The following is a 25,528-nucleotide window of genomic DNA, read 5'->3' on the forward strand; positions in this document are numbered from 1 at the left end:
CACGAAGTGCCGAGCGTGGGGGCAGCAATGAACAGCGTTGCCGCAACCACCGCCAAACCGCTGCCGAAGGTCGAGCACCCAGCCGCCGAAGCGCTGCGCATGTTCATGCGCAACCCTTCCGCCATCGCCGGCATGGTGATGTTGTTCATCGTGCTCGCGGTGTCCATTGTGGGCCCATGGGTGTACCCGGCCGATCCCTTCGAGATCCGCACCGCGCCGCTCACGCCGCCCTTCTCGGAAGACGCGATCCTCGGCAGCGACTACCTCGGCCGCGATGTGCTGACCACGCTGATCTACGGTGGCCGCGCGACGCTGCTGGTGGGCGCGGTCGCTGCATTGCTGTCGGTGCTGATCGGCATCACGCTCGGCGCGATGGCGGGCTACTACCGCGGCCGTGTCGATGCGGCGCTGATGCGCGTCACCGAGTTCTTCCAGGTGCTGCCGGCGCTGCTGTTCGCGATGGTCGTGGTCACGCTGTTCTCGCCTTCGCTCGTGACGGTCACACTGGCCATCGGCATCGTGAGCTGGACCGGCACCGCGCGCCTCACGCGGGCCGAGTTCATGAAGTACCGCGACCTCGAATTCGTGCGCGCCGAGCATGCGATCGGGGCGCGGGACCGCCGCATCATCTGGAAGGTGATCCTGCCGAACGCGCTGCCGCCGCTGATCGTGTCGGCCACGCTGGCAGTCGGCGCGGCAATCCTCTTTGAAGCCGGCCTTTCCTTCCTGGGCCTCGGCGATCCGAACCAGATGAGCTGGGGATTGATGATCGGTTCGAGCCGTCAGTACGTGCTGTCATGCTGGTGGGCCGTGGCGTTTCCGGGCGCGGCGATCTTCATCACGGTGCTGGCGGTGAGCCTCATCGGCGACGGGCTCAACGATGCCCTCAACCCCAAGCTTCGCGAGCGCTGACATGACGACGCAACCTCTGCTTCAAGTCAAAGACCTGCGCGTCGAATTCAAGACGCGCCGCGGCAACGCCATGGTCCTCAACGGCGTCGACTTCGAGATCCACGGAGGCGAGACCCTCTGCGTGGTCGGCGAGTCCGGCTGCGGCAAGAGCATGACCGCGCTGGCGCTGCTGCGGCTGATCCCCTCGCCACCCGGCCGTATCAGCAGCGGCAGCATCCTGTTCGGCGGCGAAGACCTGGTCAAGGTCAGCCTGGAGCGCATGCGCGAGGTGCGAGGCAACCGCATCTCGATGATCTTCCAGGAACCGATGACCTCGCTCAACCCGGTGCTCACCGTGGGCGACCAGATCGGCGAATCGCTGCGGCTGCATGCGGGCCTGGATGCGGCAGCCGCGCGCGCGAGGGCCATCGAAATGCTGCAACAGGTCGGCATCCCCGCGCCCGAGCGCCGCGTCGACGAGTACCCGCACCAGCTCTCCGGCGGCATGCGCCAGCGCGTGATGATCGCGATGGCGCTCGCCTGCCGGCCCGACATCCTCATCGCCGACGAGCCCACCACCGCGCTCGACGTCACCGTGCAGGCGCAGATCTTCGACCTGCTGCGCGACCTCCAACGCGACAAGGGCACGGCCATCCTGCTCATCACGCACGACATGGGCGCCGTCGCCGAGATGGCCGATCGCGTGATGGTGATGTACGCCGGCCGCGTCATCGAGCAAGGCACCACCGCCGAAGTGCTCGGCAACCCCGGCCATCCCTACACGCACGGCCTGATCGCCTGCCTGCCCGAACTCGGAAGCAGCGCCTTTGCGGTCACCGACAACGACCGCATCGAGCTTGCCGAGATCGATGGCATGGTCCCGTCGATCTGGGAGCTGGGCAGCGGCTGCGCCTTCCGCGAGCGCTGCCCCTATGCCAAGCCACGCTGCGCGCAGGAGGTGCCGCCGATGTTCGCGATGGACGATGGTGCGACGCATGGCGCGGCCTGCTGGCTGCATGCGCAGGAAGAGGTAGCAGCTTGAGCACCGCCCCTTGCACGCAGGCGCTCGCACCGCAACGCGCAGCACGGAGATTGCCCAATGAGTGATGCGTCCGAAACACTGCTGTCCGTCGACGATCTGAAGGTCCACTTCCCCCGCGCCAAGTCCGGCATGTTCTCCAAGCCCGAAGTGGTGAAGGCGGTCGACGGCGTGTCGTTCACCGTGAAGCGCGGCACCACGCTGGCCATCGTCGGCGAATCGGGCTCGGGCAAGACCACGACGGCGCTCGCGGTGATGCGGCTGTCGCCGGTCACGGCCGGACGTATCCAGCTCGGCGACACCGACCTCGGCGCGCTGAAGGGCGAAGAGCTGCGCCGCGCGCGCAGCCGCTTGCAGATCATCTTCCAGGACCCCTTCTCCTCGCTCAACCCACGGGAGCGCGCCGGCGCCGCGGTGCGTGCGCCGCTGGACCTCATGAATGTCGGCACACCGGCAGAACGCACGGCCCGCGTGGCCGAACTCTTCACCGCCGTCGGCCTGCGGCCCGAGCAGCAGCACCTGTTCCCGCACCAGTTCTCCGGCGGCCAACGCCAGCGCATCAACATCGCGCGCGCACTCGCCACCAACCCCGAACTCGTGGTCTGCGACGAACCCGTGTCGGCACTCGACATCGCGATCCGCGCGCAGATCCTCAACCTGCTGGCCCGCCTGCAACGCGAACTGGGCCTGACCTACCTCTTCATCTCGCACGACATGGCCGTCGTCGAGCACATCTGCGATGACATCGCCGTGATGTACCTCGGCCAGATCGTCGAGCGCGGGCCGCGCAAGGCCTTCTTCGCGAACCCGTTGCATCCCTACAGCGTGGCCCTGATGTCGGCCGTGCCTACGGTGAGCGGCGGGCGTGCACGTGCGGCGCAACGCATCAAGCTCACCGGCGATCCGCCGAGTCCGATCAATCCGCCAAAGGGTTGTCGCTTTGCCGGCCGCTGCCCCGTGGCTGAGCCGCAATGCGCCGAGGCGCTCCCGCCGCTCACGGAAGTGCAACCCGGCCACTGGGTGCGATGCCGCCGCGTGGAGATGGTCGACGGCAAGCCAGTCGCGCCGCTTTCGCTCCCTTCGCCAGAATCGCTGTCGTCGCCGGCCATGGCCGCGTGATCCTCATTCCAATCACTGCTCAACAGATGACCGACATCACCGTCTTCCAGGCCCGCAAGATCCTCACGATGAACCCGATGCAACCCGAGGCCACGCACGTCGCCGTGCGCGACGGCCAGGTGCTCGCGGTGGGCGACCTCGCGCGCATGCAGGCCTGGGGCACGTTCACGCTCGACACGCGCTTCGAGGACAAGGTGCTGATGCCCGGCCTCGTCGAAGGCCACTCGCACCTGATGGCCGGCGGTCTTTGGCAATTCCCCTTCGTCGGCTTCCACGCCCGCACCGCGCCCGATGGCAAGGTCTGGACCGGCTGCACGGATTTCGAGTCCGTGATCGAACGCCTGCGCGCCATCGAGGCCACCATGCAAGACCCCGCCAAGCCGCTGCTGGCCTGGGGCTTCGACCCGATCTTCTTCGGCAAGGAGCGCATGACCACGCGCCACCTCGACCAGGTCTCGACCACGCGCCCCGTCGTCATCCTGCATGCGAGCCAGCACCTGATGAACGTCAACACGCCGGCCCTCGTGCAGTCCGGCATCACGCGCGACACCGACATCGAAGGCATCGCCCGCTACGAGGACGGCGAGCCCAGCGGCGAGTTGCAGGAGTTCGCCGCGATGTTTCCGGTGTCGCGGCTCACCGGCAACATCTTCCGCATCGCGGGTGCCGATCCGCAGAGCCTGCGCCTGTTCGGTCAGATGGCGCAGCACGTCGGCGTGACTACCGCTACCGACCTGGTCAATGATCTCTCCGACTACAACGCCGCCGGCTTGGCCGAAGTCACCTCGGAGCCCGACTTCCCCGTGCGCATCGTGCCGGCCTTCCTGAGCATGATGGAGGCGCTGAGCGTGGATGCCGGCGCGGCGCGTATCCGCGACCGGCAAGCCAACGGCGGCAACGACAAGCTGCACTACGGCCTGGTCAAGATCGTGGTGGACGGAAGCATCCAGGGCTTCACCGCGCGCGTGCGCTGGCCCGGCTATTTCAACGGCGCACCGAACGGCATCTGGATCCAGCCGCCCGCCCAACTCAAGGCCGCCATCGCCGGCTTCCACGCCGCCGGCTTCCAGCTGCACATCCACACCAACGGCGACGAAGCCACCGAACTCGCACTCGACGCGATCGAGGCCGCGCTCGAAGCCCACCCGCGCGCCGACCATCGCCACACCTTGCAGCACTGCCAGATGGCCGACGCCGCGCAGTTCGCGCGCATGGCGCGGCTGGGCATGTGCGTGAACCTGTTCGCCAACCACATCTACTACTGGGGCGATGCGCACCGAGAGCTCACCATGGGCCCCGACCGCGCGCTGCGCATGGACGCCTGCGCCACCGCGCTCGCCCACGGCGTGCCGCTGGCCATTCACTCCGACGCGCCGATCACGCCGCTCGCGCCCTTGTTCACCGCCTGGTGCGCGGTCAACCGCCTGACCTCCACCGGCCATAAGCTCGGCGAGGCGGAATGCATCTCCGTGCCCGATGCGCTGCATGCCATCACCATGGGCGCGGCCTTCACGCTGTCGATGGATCACTTGATCGGTTCCATCGAGATCGGCAAGTACGCCGACTTCTGCGTGCTCGGCGAAGACCCGCTCGCAGTGGCGCCGGAGAAGCTCAAGGATGTGCCGGTGCTGGGCACTGTCATCGGCGGTCGCGTGGTGCCGTTGCCGCGGGCGACATGACCGACAGCTTCCACGCCGGCCGCATCCCGCTGACGGTGATCGGCGGCTTCCTCGGCAGCGGCAAGACCACGCTGCTCAACCGCATGCTGCAAGCCAATGACGGCCGACGCCAGGCCGTGCTGGTCAACGACTTCGGCGCCATCAACATCGATGCATCGCTGGTCAGTGCACGCGGTGCCGACATGATCAGCCTGGCCAATGGCTGCATCTGCTGCCAGATCGGCGGCGACCTCACCGATGCGCTGATCCGCGTCATCGACAGCAAGCCGAAGCCTGACGCCATCGTGATCGAGGCCAGCGGCGTATCGGACCCGTGGCGCATCGCGCAGGTGAGCCTCGCCGATCCTGCGCTCGCACTCGATGGCGTGATCGTGCTGGTCGACGTGACGAGCGTGCTCGCGCAAGTCGCCGACCCCTTGCTCGCCGACACCGTGGACCGCCAGCTTCGCGCCGCCGACCTGCTGGTGCTGAACCAGTGCGACCGCGCGGATGCTGAAACGTTGGCCGCCGTGCGCGCGTGGTTCGACAAGCACCTCCCCGACACACCCCGCTTCGAAACGCGTTTCGGCGAGGTGCCTGTGGCACTGCTGGGAGGTGCGCTATCGCATGCGACGCGCGACACAGCGCACGGACCGCATTGCGCCGCCGGCTGCACGCACACCGACCATGACCACAGCCACGATCACGCACCCGACCACGGCGCGCAGTTCGATACCTGGTCCTTCTCCGCGCCCGGCGTGTTCCGCGCCGATGCGCTGCGATCACTGCTGCGCGCCATGCCCCCGGGCGTGATGCGCCTCAAGGGTGTGGTGCGCACCGATGCAAACGCATGGGCCGTGCTTCAGTTCGCAGGCCGCCACGGCTCCCTGCGCGCGTGGCCTGCCACGATGCCCCATCCCGACGACGCAACCGACAACACCCTCGTCGCGATCGGCCTGCGCGGCCAACTGCCCACCATGGCCCTGGAGCAGGCACTCCGCGAGAGCCTCAGGGCAGCCCGGGGACTTTGAGGCCAAGCCAGGGAGCGGAATAGTCCGCCATCGCTTCGCCCAATCGATGCCCTCTAAGGCAAGTTGATCACCGCCGCCCCCTTCGCCCCAAACCAGATCACCCCGCTCCCCATCATCGCCTGCCCGTTCGCGACGTACATGTCATGCGGCAGCGCGACCTTCAGCGCCTCGATGAAGGGCTTGGTGAAGACCTGGTCCCATCCTGCGACCAGTTGCTCGGCGGTCGCGATCTGGCGCGTCTTGCCGCCCTGCTTGACCTTCAGCGGATAGTCGACGAAGCGCGCGGCCTCGGCGCGCTCGCTGGCCAGCACGGCCTTGTGGAAGTCCTGCACGCGCGCCTCGAAGGCCGCGTCGGTCTCGCTGGTCACCTTCTCGTATCGGCGGGCGCTGCTTTCGCGCTTGCCGGTATTGCCCAAGGTCACGTCGAGCCGACGCTTACCCTGCGTCCACGTCCCGGTCGCGCCGATGCTGTTGCCCAGTTCCGGTGGCGGGCCGCTGCCGTTGCCCGCGCCGACAAGCTCCAGGTCGAACACGCCGCCGCCCGCCTCCAGAAGCAGCAGGCGCCCGGCTTGCTGGCTGCCGGTCAACGGGATGTCCGCGAGCGCCTTGCCGAGGAAGTAGTGCCCCGTCAGCTGGCCCTCTGCACCCTTGACCGGCACCAGCGTCATGCCGATCGCATCGGTGCCCAGCGCGCCTTCGTAGATGAATTCGATCGTGGGCGTTGCGGGAGGCGCTGTAGGCCCCCGCGCCCAGCCGCTGGCGACGCAACCGAGCGCGGCAGCGCTGAGCGCAAGGCGCGCAGAGAACATCCGGCGCGTTGGGAGCGAATGGGTCGGCAGCATTGAATTCATTGCAAGAAGTATCCAAGCGGTGGCGCGACCTTACACCGCCAGGGAGGCGCTGACCAACTCTCCCGACATGACCTGCAGCGTCATCGACGCCACGACGCCACGCCGCGACAGTGAAGCCACGACTCACAACTCCCACAAAGGAACTCCAGCCATGAACGGCTTCGACATCCTCCCCCTCGGCGTCTCGCTGCTCATCGGCATCGCCGCCTTCGGCTCCTGCATCGGCATCGGCATCGTCGGCTCGAAGTTCCTCGAAGGCACCGCGCGGCAGCCGGAACTGGTCGACACGCTGCAGACCAAGTTCTTCCTGATCGCGGGCGTGACCGATGGCGCCTTCATCATCGCCACCGGCATCGGGCTCTGGTTCGCGACCTCGAATCCGTTCCGGGGTTGATGCAGCGCAAGCCAGAACGCAGACATGGCCCCGTGTTTGTCGTCCAATCGGGTCCATGGACCTGCACATCCGCACCTTGCGCCCGAATGAAATGCGCCTGGCCATCGACTTCGCCGCGCTGGAGGGCTGGAATCCGGGCCTGCACGACGGCGTCTGCTTTCATGCGGCCGACCCGGAGGGCTTCCTGATCGGCGAGCACGAGGGCAAGCCCGTCGGCTGCATCGCCGCGGTGCGCTACGAGGCGCATTTCGGCTTCATCGGCTTCTACGTGGTGGCTCCGCCGTGGCGCGGCAAGGGCTTCGGGCTGAAGCTGTGGCAGGCGGGGATGGCGCGGCTGGAAGGGCGCGTGATCGGCCTGGACGGCGTGCCGGCGCAGCAGGACAACTACCGACGCAGCGGCTTCACGCTGGCCTGGAACAACGCGCGCTTCGCCGGCGTGGCACGTCCCGCGGGGCAGGCCGTGGCGGGGCAGATCGTGCCGCTGTCCAGCGTCGACTTCAAGCTGATCCGCGGCGACGACCGCCGCGTGTTCCCGGCCGCGCGCGACGAATTCCTGCGCGCCTGGATCGGCATGCCCGACGCCACCGGCCTGGCCTGGATGGAGCGCAAGCGCCTGGCCGGCTGGGGGATGATCCGCCGCTGCCGCGAAGGCCACAAGATCGGCCCGCTCGTGGCCGACAGCCGCGACGTGGCCAAGTCGCTCTACCTAGCGCTGTGCCGCAGCGTGCCGGTGGGCGACACGGTGTTCCTCGACGTGCCGCTGCGCAATGCAGAGGCGGCCACGCTGGCCACTTCGCTGGGCATGCAGCGCGTGTTCGAGACGGCGCGCATGTATGCCGGCGCGACGCCGGCTTGCGAGATCGAACGCGTCTTCGGCGTGACCTCTTTCGAACTGGGCTGATCAGCCCGCGCTGTCATCGAGGACGCGCACGACGCCCTCCTGCGCCACCGACGCCACCAGCCGCCCGTCACGCGAAAAGATCTGGCCGCGGCACAGCCCGCGCGAGCCCACGCCGTTGGGCGAATCGATCGCATACAGCAGCCAGTCGTCGAGGCGGAAATCGCGGTGGAACCACATCGCATGGTCCAGGCTCGCAGCCATCAGGTTGGGCTGCATGAAGCTCAGGCCATGCGGCAGCAGCGCGGCGCGCAGCAGGCCGTGGTCGGACGCGTAGGCCAGCAGCGCGCAATGCAGCACCGGGTCGTCCGGGAGCTTGCTGAGCGAGCGCAGCCAGAGCTGGTAGTCGGACGAGCGCGGTTCGGGTTCGAGCGGATCGGTCGGGTCGACGGTGCGGTATTCGATGGGCCGCTCCGCGTCGAACTTGGCGCGGGCGATGGTCGAAGGCAGGCGGTCACCCAGCGCGCGGCGCAACGCGGCGTCGCTCACCAGCGTGTCCGGCGAGGGCGCCGGCGGCATGGGGTGCTGGTGCTCGAAGGCGCCCACTTCCGGCGCCTGGAACGAAGCCATCATCGTGAAGATGACGCGGCCCTTCTGCCAGGCCGACACGCGCCGCGTGGCAAAGCTGCGGCCGTCGCGCACCCGATCGACCTCGTAGTCGATGGCTTCGCGCTTGTCGCCAGGCAGCAGGAAGTAGGCATGCAGCGAATGGATCGGCCGCTCGAGATCGACGGTGCGGCAGGCCGCCATCACGGACTGGCCCAGCACCTGTCCGCCGAACACGTTGCGCGTGCCGATGTCCTCGCTGGCGCCCCGAAAGCGGTCAGGCCCGAGCTGCTCGAGCCGCAGCAGCGTGACGAGGTCGTTGACGATGCGGTCGGCGTGGGCGGCGGTGGGGCTCATGCGGTTGATTTTGCCGGCATCGCGCGAGCGGACGAGGGCGAAGGGTCGCCTTGGTGGCAGCGCGCTGTCGTGCACTGCGAGCCGCATGCCATCCATCGAAGCGAGTTCAGGGGACGAAGGAACGGGGGAGTCATCGCGTGGAGCCTAGCCCCGCGGGTCACCGGACCAAGGTCAGCGAAGTGCCCTTGGGCAAGGGGCCGGACCGCAAGACGATCGCCATGAGCATGGCGTCATCCGCGCTCGGCACAGTGATGGAAATGTCCCGTACGAGGGTTGCGTTGACCTTCGGTCGAGACACCAGTCGATCATCCCAGTAGATGGAAACGACCCTCCCGAGGAGTGCGTTCCCACGGGCGCGCAGCTTCGCCACGCCTGAGTCGTTGAGTCGAATGGCAAGTTCAGGCTCCTTCCCCATTCCCGGCTGGGCATCGGCGACATCCGCCTCTGTCAGCAGGACGTCTGTCGCTGAGGGCTCAACGACGAGTCGCAGGCTTCGACTGGATACCGCAATGGCTTCGACGAGCTTCGGCCTTGGCGCCCAGCCGGAGAAAGACAAGACCACGACGTTGCCCTCGACCTTCGCGGAGGTCGATCCAAACCAGGCGGTCCGGAGTTCATCCGCGCGAGCCTGAAGCACTTTCGAGATGGCTTGGATATCGGAGGCACTGGACGCGTTGGCACGAATGGAAATCGAGCCGCTCTGTGACAACGCGAGCAACGGCGTGCCCGCGAGGAGCGAGGTCACCAGAATGGAACGACGCATGGAGCCGGACATGAGGGCTGACTACCCCTTCGAAAGAATCACGCCATCCGCCTGCAGCGCCCCTTGCAACGCCGCCACGTCGACCGATCGCATCGCCGCACCGCGTGCCAGGGCCGCTGCGGTCCCCGCGGCCTGCCCCATCACGAAGCAGCCACCGCTGGCCCGCGCAGCCGATTGACCTTCGTGCGTCATCGACGCACAACGGCCGGCCACCAGCAGGTTGTCGACCTTGGCGGGCACCAGCATGCGCCAGGGCAGGTCGTTGCAGGCGTTGTCGGCATCGCGCGGAAAGCCCCAGTCGATGCGGCCGTCGCGGTGCAATTCCATCGGCCAGGCGTTGATGCCGATCGCGTCGTCGAAGCGGGCCGACGACAGGATGTCCTCGCCGGTCAGCGCATAGGCACCCTCGATGCGCCGGGTCTCGCGGATGCCGACCTGCGGCGCGATGTCGACGATCTGTGCCTCTGCAAAGCCAGGCACCTTGCCGCGCATGAAGCGGAAGTACTCGACGATCTGGCGCCGGCCCTCGGTCTCACCGGCGCTGAGCTGCCGCGCGTCCACACCGCTCATCGCACGGCCCTCCGCGTTGCAGATCTGCGTGACGTTGGCCCGCCATTCCGTCGGGTTCATCTGCGGGCGCACGATGGCGCCCTCGCGCGGAAACTTGTAGCGGCCGGGCTCGTCGCGCAGGGCGGCTTCCATGAGGTCGTTGATGGCCTTGAACTCGCCGATGGCCGCGAGCGCGGGCTGCGGATCGACATGGCCGATGCGGAACATCGTGGTCGGAAACAGGCTGCTGCCCTGCCCGTCGCCTACCTCGAAGGGCACGCCGGCAAAGGCGGCCACGTCGGCGTCGCCTGAGCAGTCGATGAACGTCGTGGCCCGAATGGCCTGCCGACCCGACTTGGTCTCGACCACCAAGGCATCGATGCGCTTCGCACCTTCCGCCGCGTCCATCATCAGCACAGCCGCGGCCCATGCGTGGAACAGCACGTCCACGCCGGCCGCCAGCAACAACTGGTCCGCCGCGCACTTGTAGGCCGACACATCGTAGGAGCGCACGCGGATGCGGCCCTGCATGCCATCCTGCGGCTTGTTGAGGCCGCCGAGCGCATCGATGCGCGCCAGCAGTTCGTCGACCACGCCGTGGACCACCTGCGTCATCTCGCCGCCGCGCCGCCCGTAGAGACCGGCGAAGTTGGTCACGCCGCCGGCAGTGCCCATGCCGCCCAGGAAACCGTAGCGCTCCACCACCAGCGTGCGCGCACCGTGACGCGCCGCGCTGGCGCTCGCGGCCAAGCCGGCCGGACCGCCCCCGATCACAACCACGTCGTACTCGCCGAACACCGGCAAGCTGCGCGCCGGTTCCGTCAGCATGGCGCCCCCACTATTCAAGCTTGATGCCCTTGGCGTTGATGATGCTCGCCATGATGGCCGCCTCTTTCCTGACGCGAGCGCGCATGCCGTCGGCCGAGGTGCCCACGGCCTGCCAGCCCTGCTCGAACAGCTTCTGCCGCACCTCGGCAGACTTCATGATCGGGCCGAGTTCGCGCGCGATGCGTTGCTGCTCCGCCTTCGACAGGCTCGCCGGCCCGAGCAGCGCAGCCCACACTTCCAGGTCGAAGTCGCGCACGCCTTCATTGGCCAGTGGCGCCACATCGGGCACGAGCGGACTGCGACCGCTGGTCAGGCCGATGGCCTTGAGCTTGCCGGCGCGCACCTGCGGCATCGCAATCCCGGGTGGAATCAGCGCCATCTGGACCTGCCCGCCCAGCATCGCGGTGACCACCTGCGGATTGCCCTGGAACGGCACGTGCACCGGCGCCAGTCCACGCACGCGCGTCTTGAGCAGTTCCATGCCGAGGTGCCCGACCGAGCCGATGCCGACCGAGCCGTAGTTCCACTTGTCACCCGCAGTCCGGGCCGCATCGAAGAACGCGGCGCCCGAAGGCAGATTGGGCAAGGCCACCAGAACCAGCGGGGCAGTGACCAGCAGCGACAAGGCAGTGAAGTCGCGCTCCGGGTCGTAAGGCAGGCTCGGGTAGAGAAGCTTCGACGAGGTCAGGTTGCCGTTGATCACGATGCCCAGCGTGTGGTCGTCCGTCGACTTGGCCACGAAGTCGGCCGCGATGTTGCCGGAGGCGCCCGGCTTGTTGTCCACGATGACCGGCTGGCCCAGCGCATGCGCCCGCGGTTCGGCCAGCACGCGCGCCGCGATGTCGGGCGTGGAGCCGCCCGGAAAGCCGACGACAAGATGCACCGGCCGGGTCGGCCATGTGCCGCTTTGGGCATGGCTGGTGAGGGGCGCGGCAGTCGCCGCAAGCAGGAGGTTTCGACGGGAAATTGACATGGGCGGCATGATCTCACGTCGTTCTTCGCACCTGCGCAAGATCGAAGGACGTCGGTGCGTCAACTGGGCGCCTCGCGCGGCAAGTCGACTTCTTCGCGTGTTCGATCATGACGGATCCGGCCTGAAACACGGAACGGTTTGCCGTGACTGCATCGTGCCGGTTGGCGGCCAGGAAAAAAGACCCGCGCCGCGGGTCTTTCAGATTGGCAGCCTGGCCTCAGGGCACGTTGGAGCCGCTCACCTGGAACGGCTTGCCCGGCAAGGCCAACTTGCCGCCGTACTCGATCTTGGTCGACCCCGTCGCCACCACCGGACATCCACCTCTGGCCATCTGGCACGCGGAGCCCGGATCGGAGAAGGTCACCGGGCCATAGCGGAAGTTGTGGACCGCCCTGCCGTCATGGTCTGCGACGGTCAGCACAAAGCCCCAATTGGCGAAGTTGTCCGCATCTTCGATGGCGATCGGATCCTGCATGCGCGGGTCCTGCAACACGCGCACGATGCTGCTGCCATTGGCGCCGAAGCGCACCCATGAGACCTTGCGATCACCCCGCGAATTCACGATCACCTGCTTGTTGGGATCGGCGTATTGATTGTGGACGTTGGCAAAGTCAAGGTCATCCGGCTCGCCCTTGGACCACGCCAGCGATGTCGGATTGCGCCCGACGGCGATCGCGAACTGCGGCAATTCGGCGATCGAGGAGGCCGTCGTTGGCATCGCCGTACGGCCTGGCGCGTAGTTGCCGAGGCTGTAGACGCGCAAGGTGCCTTCTTGCGTGGCGATCCACGCCCGCTGGTTCGGGCCCCACACGGTGGTCTTGACGGCGGTGGGCTTGTCAGGCAACGAAATCATCTTCACCACGGTCGGCCTCTGCAGCGACTGGCTGGCGAAGGTGTACGGCCATTGGTTGTCGCCTTGGCCGAGGCTGGCCATGCGCGCGTTGAAGGTGCCGAGGTCGCCACCAAAGTAGGCGCTGTTGAGCTGGGTGAACAAGGGCTTCAGGTCGATGAAGGCCGCCTTCTTCTCCGACTTGGAGATCACCACCGCCATCCCGCCCTTGGCGTACCTGTGGGAATGTTCGCCGTTCAGGAAGGCCTGCCGGTTGGCCTGGCTGGTCAAGGGAAGGGAGTGGCCCATGAAGCCAATGCCGCCGATCATCGAGTCGAACGGATCGTGGCCGGTGGTCACTGCGATCTCGGTCGGTGCTTTCATCGCGGAGCCATCCGGTGCGACCAGGTCGACGTAGCCCAGGATCTTCATGAAGGCAATGTTGCCCATGTTCGGCAGCCCCGGATACACGCCCATCCACTCCTGCCACCATTCATACCAGGCGCTGTGGGTGCCGTTGGCGTTGCGATCGGACGCGCTGCAGTTGTCGCACAGGCCGGCCAGCGCCACCACTGCCACCTGGCCCTTGAGGGCGTCGGTGTCCCACACCGTGACCAGCGCGAACTCGCTGCCATTGGTCATGGCGATGCCAGTAGGCACCTTGTTGGCTGGCAGCTTGACCGACGCCTTGTTGATCGCCGTGTTGTTGCCCACGGTGGCGATCACGCCGTTCTGGAATGCCGCCACGCCGGAGATGCAGCCGCCTGCGCGACCACCGCAACGCGCGACCGCGATCGGATCACCGCTGACAATGCCCTCGAACTTGTAGTCCACCACATTGAAGCTGTCGATGCCGCCGCCATAGCGGGTCCAGCTGAGTTGCGGCAACTGGGCGAAGGTGCCAAGAATATGGTTGGAAGTCTGGAAGTCGGCGATGCCCACGTTGTCCGCGCTGTCGGCCACGAAGGTCACATTGGCCTGGTTGCTGGAGTACAGCCCTGGCTCCACAGTGCGAATGCCAATCTGCCAGAGATTCTGATGGTTTGCATGCATGGGCTTGTAGTCAGGCGTCAGGTTGTCCGGACGCGGCCCATACAGCTGAACGCCGCCACTGGCGCCATACGACGCGGAATTCGTACCGTAGCGGTACTTCATGCCGGCCGGCTTGCTCATCACTGCTGCCATGCGGGTGTAGTCGGACGCAACGATATTGCCGGAAGCATCCACCACGTCCTCAGGCAGATTGCCTCCCGAATCAGAAAGCGAGGGGTCGGGAGCCTTTGCATTCGGGTCAGCCACCGCCGTGATGCACGCCCGAGGCGCCGCAACGCCAGGGTCACCAAAGATGGCGACGTGGCACTTCACCAAGGTGTTGGCGGGCATGACGATCTCGCGCCAGTAGTTGCCGCTGCCAAAGCGTACAGCCGTCGCGGTCGTCAAATTGAAGAACTCACCTTCGTTTGCCAAAGGCGACAGGATCTTTGCCCATTCCACCGCTGGCACCTCGGCCACCTTCTCGCAGACGCGCGGCGCCGGAACGCCGGGGTCGCCAAAGGTCGCGAGATCGCAAGTCACGAGGCGGTGGGAGGGAACGTTCCTCTCGGTCCAGTTGCTGCCGCGGCCAAATCGCACGCGGCTCGACTCGGGCAAGACAAAGGGCAGGCCCTCTGCGATGAACGGCGAAGTGATTGTCTTCCCTGCCGTCGGCGACGTCGTCCCCGAATCGACCACCGTGACGCACTCCCGGGGTGCCGGAACACCAGGTTCGCCAAAGAAGTTGACTTGGCACTTCACCAGGGTGTCGGCGGGCATGACGACCTGGCGCCAGTAGTTGCCGCTGCCAAAGCGCACCGCCGTCGCCTCCGTCAACTTGAAGAATTCCCCTTCGTTGACCAGGCGCGAGATGGTCTTCCCCGGCTCCACCGCCGGCACCTGGGCCACCGTCTCGCAGACTCGGGGCGCCGGCACGCCAGGGTCGCCAAAGGTGGCGACGCCGCAAGTCACGACGCTGTGAGCGGCAATCGTTGCCTCGCGCCAGTTGCCGCCGCTGCCGAACCGCACCCGAGTGGAAACTTGCAAAGAGAAGATACGGCCTTCCGTTTCCAGGGGCGCAGTGATGGTCTTCCCGGTCTCCGTTCCCGGCGCAGGCGGCGTCCCGTCCACGACCGTGACGCAGACCCGGGGAGCCGGGACGCCCGGGCCACCAAAGATATCGACATGGCAGCTCACCGTGAGGTTGGCCGGCATGACGAACTCGCGCCAATGGTTGCCACTGCCAAAGCGCACCGTCGTCGCCACTGGCAAATTGAAGAACTGACCTTCGTTGACAAGGTGCGTGATGGTCTTCCCCGCTTCCACTGCCGGCACCTCGGTCACTGTCTCGCAGACTCGGGGGGCCGCAGCGCCAGGATCACCAAAGGTGGCGACGCTGCAAGTCACGACCTTGTGGGCGGGAATGGTCGCCTCGCGCCAGTTGCTGCCGCTGCCAAATCGCACGCGGCGTGTCTCGAAGACGGTGAAGATCTGACCCTCCCTTTCCAGGGGCGCGGTGATGGTCTTCCCCGTCCCCGGCGAGGGGGTTGCCCCCGAATCGACCACCGACACGCACTCCCTGGGCGCCGCAATACCCGGGTCGCCAAAAATAGAGGCGTGGCAATTCACCGCGATGCCAGCAGGCATGACAATCTCGCGCCATTTGTCAGCCCGGCCAAAACGCACCGGCGTTGCCGCCGTCAACTTGAAGAATTCCCCTTCGTTGGCCAAGTGCGAGAGGGTCTTCCCCGGCTCCACCTCCGGCAGCTCGGCCAAGGTTTCGCAGACGCGGGGCGCCGGAACGCCAGGGTCGCCGAAGGTAGCGACGTCGCAAGTCACGAGGTCTTGCGCGAATATGGTTCGTTCGCGCCAGTTGCTGCCGCTGCCAAAGCGCACTTGGGATGTCGTGGAAAGAACGAAGGGCTCGCCTTCCCTGACCAAGGGCCCGGTGGTCGTCTTCTGGCGGGTCCTGTCCTTGGCGTTGGCGCTGGAACCAGAGGTGGTGGCAGCTTCCGAGTAAGAAGACTGTGCACCGATGCCGATCGTGCTGGCAGAAGATGAGGGGAGGCTGCCGCTGGATCCACCACCGCACGCGGTCAAGGTGGACAGGACGAGCGCGAGTGTCGCTAACTTCTTCATTACGCTTTTACTTATTTACGTTCCCTGTAACTACTTATTTGTACATAGCATTTCTGGCAAAGCAACTTCGCTTGCAAATGTTTTCGTCTGGACGACCCGCGGCCGCGGCCATCAAACTTGTAAGAAAAAAGTCTGGATGGAACGCCGGAGTCCCATGAACGTGTTGATCTTCCTAGGGTACGACACGGAGCCACTGTTACAAGCCAGGTGCTCAGATACGTGAATTGAGGACAAGTGATCCACTTTTCTCACACGTTGAGAGCCTATAGACGTTGGATTGACCCAACAGAATGCGTCATGCGCGTTATAAGAGCGGCGGCTCATGACCTCGAGCCGATCGGACGAACCTCATGTGGCGGAACCATTGCGCCAATCGGGATAGGTCCGGTCAACGAAGGCCGGACCCCTCCCACACCAACCGGCACATGCCAAGCGCAAAAAAAAAGACCCGCACAAGGCGGGTCTTCGGGGCAGTTGGACAGGTTCTTGTCAGGGCACGTTGGCGCCACTGACCTGGAACGGCCGGCCTGGCAAGTCCATCTTGCCGCCATATTCCACCCGGGTCCCGTTGGTCGCGACCACTTGGCAGCCGCCGTTGCAGGCACTCCCGTCGATGAACGTGACCGGGCCATAGCGGAAGTTGTGAACCGCCCTGCCGTCATAGTCGGCGACCGTCACCACGTGGGCCCAGTTCGCGAAGTTGTCCGCCTCCTCGATCGCGATCGGGTCCGCCATCCGCGGGTCCTGGAACGTGCGCGGGATGCTGCTGGTGCCATTGCCGCTGAAGCGAACCCACGAGATCTTGCGATCGCCGCGCGAATTCACCAGCACTTGCATGTTGGGATCGGCGTAGGTCGTGGGAATATCCGGTTCGCCCTTCGACCAGGCCAGCGATGTCGGATTGCGGCCGACATTGATCGCGTAAGACTTGATTTCCGCAATCGAAGCAGGCGTGCCCGTCGACACGTTCTCGCCCGACGCATAGTTGCCCAGGCTGTAGACGCGCAACATGCCGTCGTGCGTCGCGATCCAGGCCCGCTGGTTCGGGCCCCAGACGGTGGTCCGGACTGCGGTCGGCTTGTCGGCCAGTGCAAGCATGCTGACCGTGGTCGGCTTCTGCTGCGGTTGGTTGGCAAAGGTGTACGGCCATTGGTTGTCGGCCTGGCCCAGGCTGGCCATGCGGGCGTTGAAGGTGCCGATGTCGCCGCCGAAGTAGACGCTGTTGGCGTAGCTGAACAGGGGCTTCAGGTCGATGAAGGCGGCCTTCTTTTCCGACTTGGAGATCACCACGGCCATGCCGCCCTTGGCGTATTTGTAGTTGAGGCCGCCATCCAGGAAGGCCTGCCGGTTGCCCTGGTTGGTCAAGGGATAGGTATAGCCCATGAAGCCAACGCCTCCCACCATCGAGTTGAACGGGTCCAGCCCAGTGGTCACGGCAATCTCGGTGGGCGCATTCATGGCGGAGCCATCCGGCGCGACCAGGTCGACATAGCCCAGGATCTTCATGAAGGCGATGTTGCCCATGCTCGGCAGCCCCGGATACACGCCCATCCAACCTCCCCACCATTCATACCAGGCCTTGTAGTTGCCGTTGGCGTTGCGGTTGTACGGGTTGCAGTTGTCGCACAGGCCGGCCAGCGACACCACCGCCACCTGGCCCTTGAGCGCGTCGGTGTCCCACACCGTGACCAGCGCGAACTCGCTGCCGTTGGTCATGGCGATGCCTGTCGGCACCTTGTTGGCCGGCAGCTTGACGGACGCCCTGTTGAGCGCGGTGTTGTTGCCCACGGAGGCGATCACGCCGTTCTGGAACGCCGCCACGCCGGAGATGCAGCCGCCTGCGCGGCCACCGCAACGGGCGACCGCGATCGGCTCGCCGTTCACGATGCCTTCGGCCTTGTAGGCCTTCACGTTGATGCTGTCCAGGCCACCGCCGTAGAGGGTCCAGCTCAGCTGCGGCAATTGGGCGAAGGTGCCCAGGATGTGATTGGTGGTCTGGAAGTCGGTGATGCCCACGTTGGCCGGGTTATCTGCAACGAAGGTCACGTTGGCCTGGTTGCTGGAGTACAGGCCAGGGTTGGATCCGCGCGTTCCGACCTGCCAGACGTTTTGGTACGCTGCCGCCATGTACGGGTAGTTGGGCGTCAGGTTGTTCGGGCGCGGGCCATACAACTGGCTACCCCCGCTGGCGCCGTACGACGCAGCATTCGAGCCGTAGCGGTAGGTAATCCCGGTCGGGCCGCTCATGGCCGCAGCCACTGCCTTGTAGGCCGACGAGACGACCTTCCCGGAAGCGTCCACGACGTCGCCGGACACGGCCTGGCCCGAACCTGAGGGCGCCGGGGCTGGAGCAGCCGGTGCGGGTGCGGGTGAGGGCGCCGGGGCGGCAGGTGCGGGTGCCACTGGGGCCGGGGCCGGCGCTGGCGCCACGCCGTCGACGACCGTCACGCAAGTCCTGGGAGCCGCAACACCAGGATTGCCGAAGATGTTGACATGGCAATTGATCGACAGGTTGGCGGGCATCTCGATCTCGCGCCAGTTGTTGCCGCTGCCGAAACGCACGAGGGTCGCCTTGGGCAACTGGAAGAGCTGCCCTTCGTTGACGAGCGGCGTGATGATCTTTCCGGTTTCCACCGCAGGGACATTGACGATCGTCTCGCACACGCGGGGCGCGGGAACACCGGGGTCTCCGAACACGCCGGTGCCGCAGGTCACGACCTGGTTGGCGGCAAGGGTCACCTCGCGCCAGTTGTTGCCACTGCCGAAGCGCACGCGGGTTGGCTCCTCCTTGTGGAACATCTGGCCTTCCTTGGCCAAGGGCGAGGTAATGACCTTCGGCGATGTCGCCGGCGCCGGCGCTGGGGCCGGTGCTGCCGGGGCAGGCGCCACCCCATCGACTGCCGTCACGCAGACCCTGGGCGCCGGAACGCCAGGGTCACCAAAGATGTTGACATGGCAATTGATCGAGACATTGGCGGGCATGAGGATCTCGCGCCAGTTGTTGCCACTGCCGAAACGCACCGGCGTGTCCACGGACAACTTGAAGAGTTGTCCTTCGTTGGCCAGCGGCGTGATGATCTTTCCCGTCTCCACCGTCGGCACCTCTTCGATCGTCTCGCAGATCCGGGGCGCCGCAGCGCCTGGCTCGCCAAAGGCGGCGGCGCCACAGGTCACGGGGGTGTGGGCGGGAATGGTGAGCTCGCGCCAATTGCTGCCGCTGCCAAAGCGCACCCGTGCCGTCACGGTCTTGCTGAAGAGCTCGCCTTCCCGTGCCAAGGGCGCGGTGATGGTCTTCTCGCGGGTGCTGCTGGACTTGGCATCCTGCGCAACGACGCTGGAGGTGGTGCTTTCCTCGGCAGCCGCGACGGTCGGTTTTTCGATGGCGCCGAGGGTGCTGGGCAGGATTGAGGTGCCGCCGCCACTGCTTCCGCCGCCACAGGCGGCCAAGCTGGACAGGACAAGCAGAGCTGGAAGTGTTGTCGTCTTCATTACGTTTTAGTCGATTGCCTTACTTTGTAACTACTTATTGGTACATAGCACCCCCTGGCCAGGCAACTTCTCTTGCAAACGTTTTCTGTATGCTGCATTGCAGCAACGATTGTTAGTTACATATTCACAATCCGTTCATAAAGGTGCGGTCCTTCACTCGGAGGCATTGGTTCCGCTTCAGGCACATTTCCGGGTTTCAGAAACAAATTGGGGTTACAAGCGATAAAAGTGCGCCGAAAGTACGCATTTTTGGTCACGTTTGAGGCAGTTATCGCGTTGCAAGTGCGCAACAATCGGATCTGTAGGACGCGTCTTGTTGCAGCGCCGCGTCAGTTCTGACGAGCGGAATGCGTGTTGGCGGACAAGAAATAGCGCAAGCTGGGCCTTTTGCGACCGCCAAGTTGCGCGTATGAGGCCGCATCTGGCGGAAATGCGCGCGCGTTGAAGTAGCGTGCCGGCGTGTCCTCTGGATAATCCGGAACATCGCCACCGTTGGCCGTACGCAAAGGGTTCCATGTCTTCCATCACGCTTCGTTTTCTCGCCGAACCCAACACCGTCAATTTCGGCGGCAAGGTCCATGGCGGCACGGTCATGAAGTGGATCGACGAAGCGGGCTACGCCTGCGCCACGAGCTGGGCCAAGCGCTATTGCGTGACGGCCTTCATCGGCGGCATCCGCTTCCACCATCCCATCATGATTGGCGACCTGGTCGAAGTGGAGGCGCGGTTGGCCTACACGGGCACGACCAGCATGAACATCTCGGTGGAGGTGCGCAGCGGGGACATGAAGGGCGGCATCCTGACCAAGACCACGGAATGCCTGATTGTGTTCGTCTCGGTCGATTCGCATGGACGACCGCTGCCGGTGGGGCCTTTCGCGCCCGGCACGCCCGGCGAGATGGCGCTGGCCGAGCGGGCCAAGCTGCACCTGGATGCAGCGCGCGCCGCGGCGAATCCGGAGAAATAGTTCAGGCCGGCGCGCGTTGCGCCTGGTGGAGAACAAGACAGGCGCCGCCGGGCTTCTCGCCGTGCAGAGCGTGGCCCCTGCGCCTCCGGACGGCTACACGCTGCTGTTGTGCGGTACCACCACCCACACCGCCCCGAGCGGCACGGCCGTCAGAACCTCGACGCCTCAGGAGATGGTGGCGTATCAGACTTGCGAAGCGGCCACCTGGGGTCGCTTCATTCGGGCTGCGGGGATTGAGCCGGAATGAGGCATCCGAGGCTGCGCGCATGCGACGCGCGTGGCCATCGCCCGACCCGCAGCCTGTCCCAAACGCCCATTGCGACTGGGCGCACCGCCAATTGCCCCAAGGTGCAATTCCTTTGCAAGGCGCCGGTCACTAGGATCGACCAAAGGCGGCACGCGGCGATGGCTTCCACTGAAATTCATCGACAGACTTTCCGTGTCGCCGTCATCGGCGTCGGCATGATGGGCACCGCCATTGCGCAGCGCTTCATCGATTGCGGCCACCAACTGAGCCTGCACACGCGCAGCCTTGAAAAGCTGCGCCCGCTGGTCGACCAGGGCGCCCGCGCCGCTGCCTCGCCGGCCGATGCAGCGCGCGGTTGCGATTTCGTCATCACCTGCGTGAATTCGGCCGACATCGTGCGCAGCGTGGTGTTCGGTGGGGGCGGCGTGGCCGAGGTCATCGCGCCGCCTGCCGTGCTGATCGACATGTCCTCGATCGACCCGGCTTCCACGCGCCAGCTTGCACAGGAACTGCGCGGACGCTGCAAAGTCGCGTGGGTCGATGCGCCGCTCTCGGGCGGCGCGGCCAAGGCCGCGAAGGGCCAGCTCACAGTCATGGCGGGCGGTGACGCGGACGCCGTGGCCCATGCCCATGCGCTGATGCAGGACCTTTGCGCCAACTACACGCACATGGGACCCAGCGGCGCTGGCCAGACCACCAAGCTCGTCAACCAGGTGCTGTGCGCGCTGGGCTTCCAGGCCATGGCCGAAGCCGTGCGCCTGGCCGAGATGGGCGGCGTCGATGCCGGCAGGTTGGCTGATGCCCTGCGCGGCGGCCGGGCCGACAGCAACATCTTGCAGGAGTTCGCGCCGCAGATGGCGGCGCGCCACTATCCGCCGACCGGCGCCCTCAGCCTCGTGCTGAAGGACGTGGACGGTGTGCAGGCGCTCGCGCGCTCGGCCGGCCTGGCGCTGCCGCTGACCACGGCGGCCAGGCAGGTCTACGCTTCGCTGGTCGACGGGGGCCTCGGCACGGCACAAGTGGCGGAACTGATGCGGCAGTTCGACGGCGCCGCGCGCATTCCGCTTTGACGGCTTCGCACGGAACGGGTCGCCCGCTGGTCAGGCGACCCGCATCGTCACATCACGACAGTCACGACCTTCTCTTCCAGGAACCCATCCAGCGCGCTCTGCGACAGGTCGCGGCCGATGCCGCTGTCGCCGCGCCCACCCCAGGGCAGGCGCGCATCGAGCGGGCTCCAGCCGTTGACAGCCACAGCACCGACGCGCAACCGCCCCGCGATCTGGTGCGCCTTGGCCACGTTCTGCGTCCACAGCGAAGCCGACAACCCATAGACCGTGTCGTTCGCCATGGCGATCGCTTCTTCCTCGGTATCGAAGGGCATGATCGTGCCGACCGGGCCGAACACCTCGTCGCGTGCAATCGCCATCGACGGATTCACGTCCGCAAAGATCGTCGGGCGCACGAAGAAGCCGTTCTCCGGCAGCGCCTCTTCGCCGGCCACCATGCGCGCACCCTGGCGAACCGCGTTGTCGATGTGGGCCTTCACGCGGGCCTGGTGCTTGGCGCTGATCAGCGCGCCCATCTGCGTCGTCGCGTCGAAGGGACAGCCGAGCTGGATCGAACGCGCCGCGCCACCGATCGCGCCGACGAACTCCTCATAGCGCGAGCGATGCACCAGCACGCGCGTGCCGGCCGCGCAGGTCTGGCCCTGGTCGACGAACAGGCCCATCGCCACGCCGCCGATGGCCTTCCCGATGTCCGCGTCTTCCAGCACGATCTGCGGCGCCTTGCCGCCGAGTTCCAGCGTGAGGCGCTTGAACTTCGGACCCGCTTCGCGCGCGATGCTGCGGCCGACTTCGGTGCTGCCGGTGAAGCTGACCTTGTCCACGCCGGGATGGTTGACCAGCGCACTGCCGACGCTGGCGCCGATGCCGTGCACGAGGTTGACCACGCCGTCCGGAAAGCCCGCTTCATGCGCCAGTTCCACGAGCGCGGCGACCGCCAATGGTGCATCTTCCGAAGGCTTGAGCACCACGGTGCAGCCTGCGGCCAACGCGGGCGCGAGCTTCCAGCAAGCGATCATCAGCGGCGCGTTCCACGGCACGATCAACGCGGCCACGCCGACCGCTTCGCGCACGGTGTAGTTGAGGGTCGGGCGGCCCATGAAGCCGCCGGTCGGGATCTGGCGGCCTTCGAGCTTGTCGGCCCAGCCGGCGAAGTAGCGCAGCGTGTCGATCGACACGGGCAAGTCGAGCATGCGCATTTCCATCAGCGGTCGGCCTTGCTCGCGGGCCAGCACCTCGACCATCTTCTCCGCGTCGCGCTCCAGCAGGTCGGCCAGCTTGTTCAGCAACTTGCCGCGTTGCGCGCCGGGCAGCTTGCTCCAGGCGCCACCATCGAACTGTGCGCGTGCGGCGGCGACGGCGGCATCGACGTCGCTGGTCGTGCCGGCCGCGACGCGCGCGAGCACCTGGCCGCTGGCGGGCTCGAACTTGTCGAAGCGGGCGCCGTTGGAAGCGTCACGCTTCTGGCCGGCGATGAAGTGCTGGGTGGAATAGGCTGCGGTGGCGGACACGAAGTCTCCTGTCTTGGATTGAGCGTTGTACGAGGCCGGTAGATGCCCGGCCCCTGCGTTTCCGAAGCTTAGGAAGATCGATGCGCCGCCACTTGCACTGGCGTGCACGCCCTATGGGACTCGCGTGCAGACTGCGCGTTGAAGCTCAGTGCGCGAGGGCTTGTGCGCGGTACTTCGACGGCGTGCTGCCAAAGCGCTGCCTGAACACCCGCGTGAAGTACGCCGGATCGGAGAAGCCGACTTCCAGCGCCAGTTGCGTGATGCTCGGCCCCTGTCCGCCCGCATGCGAAAGCACATCGCGGCAGCGCTCCAACCGCAGGCGCTGCACCATTGCCTGCGGCGTTTCGCCCGCCAGTTCGAACGCGTGATACAGCGTGCGGCGCGACACGTGGATGGCCCCGGCGATCTGGTCGGGCGAGAGGTCGTGGCGGTCGAGGTTCTTGCGCACATAGTCCTGCGCCTCGCGCAGCAGCGCATCCTGCGCGCGCTTGCGGGCCGCGCCGTTGCCGCTGTCGAGGTACTGGATTTCCTGGTTCAGCAAGGAGGTGACGAAGTCGGCCACGCCGCCCTGGCTCTGCGGCGCCACGCGGCCGCCCTCCGCGCGCATCGCGACCAGCGCGGCCAGCGCCACCGCCGCGCCGCCCTCGGTGGGCATTGCGCGACCGGCGACGCGCTGCGCCAGCGCGGCCAGGCCGTCGTGGCCGCCGGTGTCGCAAACCATCGCGGTGAAGGTGGTGTCGCCCTCCATGCGCAGCGCATAGGAGCGGCTGGCCTCGTAGACCGTCCAGTGGCCCGCCGGCAGGTCGACGGCGCGCGGGCCCATGTCCAGCTGTCCGTGGCCGCGCTCCTGCCACAGCACCTTGATGTAGCGCCGGCCGTCGAGGTGCCGGCAATCCTCGCCACTCATCGAGGCCGAATGCGCGCTGGCCCGCACCTGCGCGACCTTGCAGCGCGAGAAGTTGCCAAGCAGCACAGCCGCCTGGAAAGCCTGGCTGCGGTCCACCGTGAGTTCCAGTGGAAAGAAATTGCGCCGGACGTCGGCGGCCCACTTGCGGGGGTCCACTTCAGTAGGCGCCGTGACGGAAGTTGCGTGCGTCATCGTGTTGCTCTTGGACGGTGGCGTGTGATGTGGAATGATATTTAGGTATGAATCAATTCAAATTCATGGTTTCCCCGCGGTTGATGCAAATTCCGGACCATGGGCAACGGATGAATGACGTTTCTTTCGCCACCCGGACGACGCGCGATGCCGACGAGCACGCGACGAGCGTGAGCGCCTGGGACCAGCAGTACGAACAGCTCTCTCCCGGCCACTTCGAAGGCCGTACCGAGGAACTGCGCGTGGGCCCGGTGCAGCTCTTCCATGAATCGGCCAATCGCGCGGTGCTCCAGTGCGGCAGCGCGCGTGCCGGCACGCACACGCTCGGCCTGGTTCAGCCGGCCGCGGAGGCGGGCTGGTTCTGCGGGCATGCGATCGAAGGGGAGCGCCTGCTCACGGTCTCGTCGGACCATGCGTTCGAATTGATCGCGGGCGCGGGCATGTGCATCTCGGGCGTGTCGATCGACACCGCGCACCTGCGGCGCATGGCCGCGCAACTTCATGGCGACGACGATGGGATGCCTTCACGCCTTGGCCCCCGCGCGGTCGACATGCCGCCGCCGGTCCGCGACGGATTGAAAGCCCTGATCGCATCTGCCTTGTCGATGGCGCGGCAGCAGCCCGCGCTGATGCAACAACCTGCCGTGCAGCATTCGCTCGCGCAGACCTTGACCGAAGCGGCCCTCGACTGCATCGCACCCGGCCTGCGCTCGGCATCGGTGCGGCCCAGCGCGGCGACGCGCCGACGCATCCTCCACAGCGCGCGCGAGTACATGCGCGCCCACGTCGACGAGCCGATCACCGTGCCCGAACTCTGCGCGGCCACGGGCGCCTCTCGCCGTGCGCTGCAGTACGCCTTCGAGGAGACACTGCGGTTGAGCCCCGTGACCTACCTGCGTGTGATGCGGCTCAACCGCGTGCGCAGCGAATTGATCGCGCAAGCACATGCGACCGTTGGGGATATCGCGGCGCGATGGGGGTTCTGGCATCCGTCGCGATTTGCTTCGGAGTATCGGCAGCACTTCGGGGAACTGCCGTCGGCAACGCGGGCGCGGCGGGGGCGCGGACGTGGCGCCTCCAACGCATGCGCAGCGAACTGATCGCGCAAGTCCATGCGACCGTCGGCGACCGGACGCGGCGGAGATGAGGAGCGTTCAGCGCTTGAGCCATGCGGCGAATCTCAGCCAGGTCTTGCGAATGGCAGTGACGGGCCCAAAGCCGGGATTTGCAGCACTGGATGCAGCGCTGAAA

At 66.3% G+C, this 25,528-nt stretch carries 20 protein-coding genes; 11 read left to right on the forward strand and 9 right to left on the reverse strand.

Translation table 11 applies throughout. The features are described from left to right. Window positions 1-27 precede the first annotated feature (27 nt). Genes WKW82_RS00255 through WKW82_RS00275 form a run of 5 tightly spaced genes read left to right on the forward strand, consistent with a single transcriptional unit; the run spans window position 28 to window position 5,738 of the window. A complete protein-coding gene (locus tag WKW82_RS00255; RefSeq protein ID WP_340340247.1) occupies window positions 28-912 on the forward strand; it encodes an ABC transporter permease in 885 nt (294 codons plus the stop codon). A gap of 1 nt (window position 913) precedes the next feature. Further along, entirely contained in the window at window positions 914-1,933 is a 1,020-nt protein-coding gene (locus WKW82_RS00260) for an ABC transporter ATP-binding protein (RefSeq protein WP_340340248.1), read from the forward strand. A 57-nt stretch (window positions 1,934-1,990) separates the two neighbouring features. Beyond that, the gene (locus tag WKW82_RS00265) at window positions 1,991-3,049 is read left to right on the forward strand and encodes an ABC transporter ATP-binding protein (RefSeq protein WP_340340249.1); all 1,059 of its coding nucleotides are present in this window, start codon (window positions 1,991-1,993) and stop codon (window positions 3,047-3,049) included. A 26-nt stretch (window positions 3,050-3,075) separates the two neighbouring features. Continuing rightward, entirely contained in the window at window positions 3,076-4,728 is a 1,653-nt protein-coding gene (locus WKW82_RS00270) for an amidohydrolase (RefSeq protein WP_340340250.1), read from the forward strand. Beyond that, window positions 4,725-5,738: a CobW family GTP-binding protein gene (locus tag WKW82_RS00275; protein WP_340340251.1), complete on the forward strand. Its 1,014-nt coding sequence runs from the start codon at window positions 4,725-4,727 to the stop codon at window positions 5,736-5,738. The genes WKW82_RS00270 and WKW82_RS00275 overlap by 4 nt, the downstream gene beginning before the upstream one ends. 53 nt (window positions 5,739-5,791) lie before the next feature. Here the strand turns inward: WKW82_RS00275 and WKW82_RS00280 are convergent, their stop codons facing one another. Continuing rightward, window positions 5,792-6,589, reverse strand: a complete 798-nt coding sequence (locus WKW82_RS00280) for a hypothetical protein (RefSeq protein WP_340340252.1) — start codon at window positions 6,587-6,589, stop codon at window positions 5,792-5,794. A 151-nt stretch (window positions 6,590-6,740) separates the two neighbouring features. Between WKW82_RS00280 and atpE the strand changes: the two genes are divergently transcribed. Both atpE and WKW82_RS00290 read left to right on the forward strand, forming a co-directional pair. After that, window positions 6,741-6,983, forward strand: coding sequence for a F0F1 ATP synthase subunit C (gene atpE, locus WKW82_RS00285; RefSeq protein WP_340340253.1), 243 nt, complete (start codon window positions 6,741-6,743; stop codon window positions 6,981-6,983). Window positions 6,984-7,038: 55 nt separating this feature from the next. Continuing rightward, the gene (locus WKW82_RS00290; RefSeq protein ID WP_340340254.1) at window positions 7,039-7,884 is read left to right on the forward strand and encodes a GNAT family N-acetyltransferase; all 846 of its coding nucleotides are present in this window, start codon (window positions 7,039-7,041) and stop codon (window positions 7,882-7,884) included. Here WKW82_RS00290 and WKW82_RS00295 read toward each other — a convergent pair whose 3' ends face one another. The 6 genes from WKW82_RS00295 to WKW82_RS00320 all read right to left on the reverse strand — a co-directional run bounded on the left by WKW82_RS00295 (window position 7,885) and on the right by WKW82_RS00320 (window position 19,386). Beyond that, on the reverse strand, window positions 7,885-8,784 hold the full coding sequence (locus WKW82_RS00295; RefSeq protein WP_340340255.1) for an acyl-CoA thioesterase: 900 nt from the start codon (window positions 8,782-8,784) through the stop codon (window positions 7,885-7,887). It lies immediately after the preceding gene. A 157-nt stretch (window positions 8,785-8,941) separates the two neighbouring features. Then, window positions 8,942-9,559 (reverse strand): SecDF P1 head subdomain-containing protein, encoded by a 618-nt coding sequence (locus WKW82_RS00300; RefSeq protein ID WP_340340256.1) that lies wholly within the window; start codon window positions 9,557-9,559, stop codon window positions 8,942-8,944. A gap of 9 nt (window positions 9,560-9,568) precedes the next feature. Continuing rightward, on the reverse strand, window positions 9,569-10,924 hold the full coding sequence (locus WKW82_RS00305) for an FAD-dependent oxidoreductase (RefSeq protein ID WP_340340257.1): 1,356 nt from the start codon (window positions 10,922-10,924) through the stop codon (window positions 9,569-9,571). 10 nt (window positions 10,925-10,934) lie between these two features. Then, entirely contained in the window at window positions 10,935-11,906 is a 972-nt protein-coding gene (locus WKW82_RS00310; protein ID WP_422823382.1) for a Bug family tripartite tricarboxylate transporter substrate binding protein, read from the reverse strand. A 208-nt stretch (window positions 11,907-12,114) separates the two neighbouring features. Further along, window positions 12,115-15,897, reverse strand: a complete 3,783-nt coding sequence (locus tag WKW82_RS00315) for a hypothetical protein (RefSeq protein WP_340340259.1) — start codon at window positions 15,895-15,897, stop codon at window positions 12,115-12,117. Between the two features lie 489 nt (window positions 15,898-16,386). Then, window positions 16,387-19,386 (reverse strand): hypothetical protein, encoded by a 3,000-nt coding sequence (locus WKW82_RS00320; protein WP_340340260.1) that lies wholly within the window; start codon window positions 19,384-19,386, stop codon window positions 16,387-16,389. 514 nt (window positions 19,387-19,900) lie between these two features. Between WKW82_RS00320 and WKW82_RS00325 the strand changes: the two genes are divergently transcribed. The 3 genes from WKW82_RS00325 (at window position 19,901) to WKW82_RS00335 (ending at window position 21,670) form a co-directional block, all read left to right on the forward strand. Further along, a complete protein-coding gene (locus WKW82_RS00325; RefSeq protein ID WP_340340261.1) occupies window positions 19,901-20,353 on the forward strand; it encodes an acyl-CoA thioesterase in 453 nt (150 codons plus the stop codon). After that, window positions 20,319-20,600: a tripartite tricarboxylate transporter substrate-binding protein gene (locus WKW82_RS00330; protein ID WP_340340262.1), complete on the forward strand. Its 282-nt coding sequence runs from the start codon at window positions 20,319-20,321 to the stop codon at window positions 20,598-20,600. Before WKW82_RS00325 ends, WKW82_RS00330 begins: the two co-directional genes overlap by 35 nt. A 158-nt stretch (window positions 20,601-20,758) precedes the next feature. After that, window positions 20,759-21,670 carry an NAD(P)-dependent oxidoreductase gene (locus tag WKW82_RS00335; protein ID WP_340340263.1) on the forward strand — a complete coding sequence of 304 codons (912 nt, stop codon included), beginning with the start codon at window positions 20,759-20,761 and terminating at the stop codon, window positions 21,668-21,670. Window positions 21,671-21,717: 47 nt separating this feature from the next. Here the strand turns inward: WKW82_RS00335 and WKW82_RS00340 are convergent, their stop codons facing one another. Together WKW82_RS00340 and WKW82_RS00345 are read right to left on the reverse strand one after the other, a co-directional pair. Next, window positions 21,718-23,178: an aldehyde dehydrogenase family protein gene (locus tag WKW82_RS00340; protein ID WP_340340264.1), complete on the reverse strand. Its 1,461-nt coding sequence runs from the start codon at window positions 23,176-23,178 to the stop codon at window positions 21,718-21,720. A 145-nt stretch (window positions 23,179-23,323) separates the two neighbouring features. Then, window positions 23,324-24,277, reverse strand: coding sequence for an AraC family transcriptional regulator (locus WKW82_RS00345; protein WP_340340265.1), 954 nt, complete (start codon window positions 24,275-24,277; stop codon window positions 23,324-23,326). Between the two features lie 110 nt (window positions 24,278-24,387). On the opposite strand from WKW82_RS00345, the gene WKW82_RS00350 reads away from it, so the two are divergent. Then, complete coding sequence (locus WKW82_RS00350; protein WP_340340266.1) at window positions 24,388-25,377, forward strand: helix-turn-helix domain-containing protein; 990 nt, start codon at window positions 24,388-24,390, stop codon at window positions 25,375-25,377. The last annotated feature ends 151 nt before the right edge of the window (window positions 25,378-25,528 follow it).

This window comes from Variovorax rhizosphaerae (assembly GCF_037889975.1).
In the GTDB taxonomy this organism is placed as follows: domain Bacteria; phylum Pseudomonadota; class Gammaproteobacteria; order Burkholderiales; family Burkholderiaceae_C; genus Variovorax; species Variovorax rhizosphaerae.

What these genes read in the sequence shown, in the direction of transcription:
- WKW82_RS00315 (WP_340340259.1), bottom strand. Translation starts at nt 15,897, where the DNA reads ATGAAGAAGTTAGCGACACTCGCGCTCGTCCTGTCCACCTTGACCGCG.
- WKW82_RS00295 (WP_340340255.1), bottom strand. Translation starts at nt 8,784, where the DNA reads ATGAGCCCCACCGCCGCCCACGCCGACCGCATCGTCAACGACCTCGTC.
- WKW82_RS00260 (WP_340340248.1), top strand. Translation starts at nt 914, where the DNA reads ATGACGACGCAACCTCTGCTTCAAGTCAAAGACCTGCGCGTCGAATTC.
- WKW82_RS00305 (WP_340340257.1), bottom strand. Translation starts at nt 10,924, where the DNA reads ATGCTGACGGAACCGGCGCGCAGCTTGCCGGTGTTCGGCGAGTACGAC.
- WKW82_RS00265 (WP_340340249.1), top strand. Translation starts at nt 1,991, where the DNA reads ATGAGTGATGCGTCCGAAACACTGCTGTCCGTCGACGATCTGAAGGTC.
- WKW82_RS00335 (WP_340340263.1), top strand. Translation starts at nt 20,759, where the DNA reads ATGGCTTCCACTGAAATTCATCGACAGACTTTCCGTGTCGCCGTCATC.
- WKW82_RS00300 (WP_340340256.1), bottom strand. Translation starts at nt 9,559, where the DNA reads ATGTCCGGCTCCATGCGTCGTTCCATTCTGGTGACCTCGCTCCTCGCG.
- WKW82_RS00255 (WP_340340247.1), top strand. Translation starts at nt 28, where the DNA reads ATGAACAGCGTTGCCGCAACCACCGCCAAACCGCTGCCGAAGGTCGAG.
- WKW82_RS00310 (WP_422823382.1), bottom strand. Translation starts at nt 11,906, where the DNA reads ATGCCGCCCATGTCAATTTCCCGTCGAAACCTCCTGCTTGCGGCGACT.
- WKW82_RS00350 (WP_340340266.1), top strand. Translation starts at nt 24,388, where the DNA reads ATGAATGACGTTTCTTTCGCCACCCGGACGACGCGCGATGCCGACGAG.
- WKW82_RS00280 (WP_340340252.1), bottom strand. Translation starts at nt 6,589, where the DNA reads ATGAATTCAATGCTGCCGACCCATTCGCTCCCAACGCGCCGGATGTTC.
- WKW82_RS00330 (WP_340340262.1), top strand. Translation starts at nt 20,319, where the DNA reads ATGCAGCGCGCGCCGCGGCGAATCCGGAGAAATAGTTCAGGCCGGCGC.
- WKW82_RS00320 (WP_340340260.1), bottom strand. Translation starts at nt 19,386, where the DNA reads ATGAAGACGACAACACTTCCAGCTCTGCTTGTCCTGTCCAGCTTGGCC.
- atpE (WP_340340253.1), top strand. Translation starts at nt 6,741, where the DNA reads ATGAACGGCTTCGACATCCTCCCCCTCGGCGTCTCGCTGCTCATCGGC.
- WKW82_RS00290 (WP_340340254.1), top strand. Translation starts at nt 7,039, where the DNA reads ATGGACCTGCACATCCGCACCTTGCGCCCGAATGAAATGCGCCTGGCC.
- WKW82_RS00325 (WP_340340261.1), top strand. Translation starts at nt 19,901, where the DNA reads ATGTCTTCCATCACGCTTCGTTTTCTCGCCGAACCCAACACCGTCAAT.
- WKW82_RS00275 (WP_340340251.1), top strand. Translation starts at nt 4,725, where the DNA reads ATGACCGACAGCTTCCACGCCGGCCGCATCCCGCTGACGGTGATCGGC.
- WKW82_RS00345 (WP_340340265.1), bottom strand. Translation starts at nt 24,277, where the DNA reads ATGACGCACGCAACTTCCGTCACGGCGCCTACTGAAGTGGACCCCCGC.
- WKW82_RS00270 (WP_340340250.1), top strand. Translation starts at nt 3,076, where the DNA reads ATGACCGACATCACCGTCTTCCAGGCCCGCAAGATCCTCACGATGAAC.